Origin of the sequence: Ochrobactrum sp. MYb379 (assembly GCF_037479515.1) — a bacterium.
Classification (GTDB): Bacteria; Pseudomonadota; Alphaproteobacteria; order Rhizobiales; family Rhizobiaceae; genus Brucella.
This window is the reverse complement of sequence record NZ_JBBGYW010000036.1, coordinates 1-2269: the sequence shown is the minus strand read 5'-3', so window position 1 is coordinate 2269 and position 2269 is coordinate 1. Positions and strand designations below refer to the sequence as shown.

The window sequence follows — 2269 nt, the reverse complement described above, 5'->3', positions numbered from 1 at the left end:
ATAATTCCATGGTAATAGTTGGTCGATTTGGCTCTGCTTATGGCCATTGACGATTGCGGTGAGGGTAGCGGTCAGCCACTTTTGCGGATCGACTGAATTGAGTTTGCACGTCTCAATCAGTGAGGCGATTGTAGCCCAGTTATGAGCGCCTGCTTCATGACCTGCGAATAATGCATTTTTTCTGCTCAATGCTATTGGCCGAATTGTTCTTTCGACGCTGTTGTTATCCAGCTCGACGCGGCCGTCAGACAGAAACAGGCACAAGCCGTCCCAGTATTTAGCGATGTATTTCAACGCCTCGCCCAATGGGGCTTTTGCCGATACGCGTGCGCGGTGATGCGCAAGCCATGTTTGCATATCGATGATCAGCGGCTTTGATTGTGCCTGACGAACTGCGAGCCGGGCTTCTGGATTGAGACCACGCAATTCAGCTTCGATCTTATAGAGTTGGCCGATCCGCTTTACACCGTCTTCAGCAATCGGGGACGAGCCTGTGCGCGTGATTTCTATGAGCTTGCGACGCGCATGAGCCCAGCAGAAAGCCAATTGTATATTCTGACCAACACGATCTGGCGCGACCAGTCGATTGTAGCCTGCATAGCCATCCACTTGCAGAATACCGTTGAAGTCCTTCAATATCTGTTCGGCATATTGGCCAGATCGTCCCGGAGCATAAGTGAAAGCGACACCGGGCGGAGCATTGCTGCCCCATGGTCGATCATCCCGAGCCAAAGCCCAAAAATATCCTGTTTTGGTCTTTCCTGATCCAGGATCAAGAACCGGTGCACGCGTCTCATCCATGAAGAGTTTGCTTGATCGCTTCAGATCAGCAATCAGCGCATCAAAGACAGGGCGCAGCTCAAAGGCTGCCCGTCCCACCCAGTCAGCAAGTGTCGAGCGATCTATGTCGATGCCCTGACGGCCCATAATCTGGGCCTGGCGATAAAGCGGAAGATGGTCGGCATATTTAGATACCAGCACATGCGCAACTGTTGCTTCCGTCGGCAAGCCTGACGGGATCAATCGCGCTGGAGCGGGTGCTTGCACAACACCATCAGTGCAAGCGCGGCATGCGTATTTGGGACGATGCGTGACAATGACGCGAAACTGCGCAGGGATCACATCCAGTCGCTCAGAAACATCTTCGCCAATGCAATGCATGCAACCACCGCAGGCGCAAATCAGACTTTCCGGTTCTATCACTTCGTCGATACGTGGCAGGTGCTTTGGAAGAGAACCGCGATTGATGGCACGTGGCTTTGAGGCAGGCTTGGTGGACGCTGTATCCGCTTCATCCTCCGCATGGATCGCCGCAATAGCTGTTTCCAGATCTTCCAGGGCCAGATCAAACTGCTCAGGATTAATCTTCTCTGACTTGCGTCCAAAAGCGGCCTGTTTGAAGGCTGCAACCAGCTTCTCCAGCCGCGCAATCCGATCATCCTTACGAAGACCGAGCGCTGTTGCTGCAATCAGAAGCGCCTTCAACTCAGCAATATCATTGGGAAGATCAGAGGCATCCAGCATGGGCCAAACTTACCAAATCCGGCCTTGATATGCTTGAGGATTATGCTGTCAGAGTCATCGTGCCGCAGCTATGAGACAGGTGCTCAATAGCTATTCAACCGTAATCGGCGCTCTCACCTCCACTGCGCGCACACGTCGCCAGTCAAGCCCAGCAAACAAAGCCTCAAACTGTGCATGGTTCAACGACATCAGCCCATCCCGGATCTCTGGCCAGCTGAACGTATGGGCTTCCAAACGCTTATAAGCCAGAACCATACCTGTGCCATCCCAGTAGATCAGTTTTAGCCGATCGGCCTTGCGCGAGCGAAAAACAAATACAGTTCCAGTGAAAGGATCTTTGCGCAATTCGTTCTTCACCAACGAAGCTAGCCCGTCATGCCCTCTGCGGAAGTCAACAGGCTTTGTTGCCACCATGATCCGCACCCGATTGGAAGGAAATATCATGATGAGACTGCCAGTCCACGTGCAACTGCAACAATACGCGAAATCGGCGCACCCGATTCAAGACGTACTGTCACTGAACCAATGCATATCTCCACGCAGCTGGTGTCAGAGCCCGGTTGTTCCGCCAAGGGCTCGCTGATCACCAACCCTGCGAATTCTATTCCGTCTTCCGGTGCTGGCAAAACCAGTTGACCGCGCTTGGCTAGCGTTCGCCACATAGATAATCTGTTTGCTCGAACACCATAACGCTGCGCCACATCAACCACACGGGAACCAGGCCGAAGCGTTTCTGAGACCAGTC

General features: G+C 53.0%; 3 protein-coding genes. All 3 read right to left on the bottom strand.

Translation table 11 applies throughout. From position 1 onward, the window contains the following. Window positions 1–1524, bottom strand: a 1524-nt coding sequence (gene tnpC, locus WH356_RS23940) for an IS66 family transposase (RefSeq protein ID WP_339515400.1), incomplete at its 3' end; no start/stop codon positions are given. Window positions 1525–1614: 90 nt separating this feature from the next. Further along, window positions 1615–1968 carry an IS66 family insertion sequence element accessory protein TnpB gene (gene tnpB, locus WH356_RS23935; RefSeq protein ID WP_138787576.1) on the bottom strand — a complete coding sequence of 118 codons (354 nt, stop codon included), beginning with the start codon at window positions 1966–1968 and terminating at the stop codon, window positions 1615–1617. Then, window positions 1965–2269, bottom strand: a 305-nt coding sequence (locus WH356_RS23930; protein ID WP_339515393.1) for a transposase, incomplete at its 5' end; no start/stop codon positions are given. The genes WH356_RS23930 and tnpB, both read right to left, overlap by 4 nt.